General features: G+C 70.3%; 1 protein-coding gene. It reads right to left on the reverse strand.

The features are described from left to right. A partial coding sequence (locus K9U40_RS24080) for a PAS domain-containing protein (RefSeq protein ID WP_282892566.1) occupies nt 1-424 on the reverse strand: 424 nt, incomplete at both ends.

The raw sequence follows: 424 nt of genomic DNA on the forward strand, positions 1-424 counted from the left end.
GGCTGTGGTGCTGCCCCGCCACTTCGTCGAGCGTGTAGCCCATGAGGGACAGGAAGTTGGCGTTGGCGGAGAGCAGCCGGCCCTGCAGGTCGAATTCGGCGACCGCCTGGGCGCGGTCGAGCGCGCACAGCACCCCCGAGAATTCGGCGTTGCGGGCCTTGGATTCGGAAATGTCCAGGATGACCCCGTCGAGCCATTCCACCGCCTCGCCAGTACCGGCCATGCCGCGGCCGGTTTCCGACACCCACACCAGCGCGCCCGAGCGGGCGACGAGGCGGTATTCGAGCTGGTACGGCCGGCCCGCGGCCACCGCGCACGACACCTCCTCCCAGGCACGCTCGGCGTCTTCGGGGTGGATGAGGCGATCGAAGCCGATGCGTCCGGCGATGAAGTCGGCCGCGGCCCAGCCTGTGAGGGCCTCCAC

It is taken from the genome of Xanthobacter autotrophicus (genome assembly GCF_030015065.1).
GTDB classification, from domain to species: Bacteria; Pseudomonadota; Alphaproteobacteria; order Rhizobiales; family Xanthobacteraceae; genus Xanthobacter; species Xanthobacter autotrophicus_D.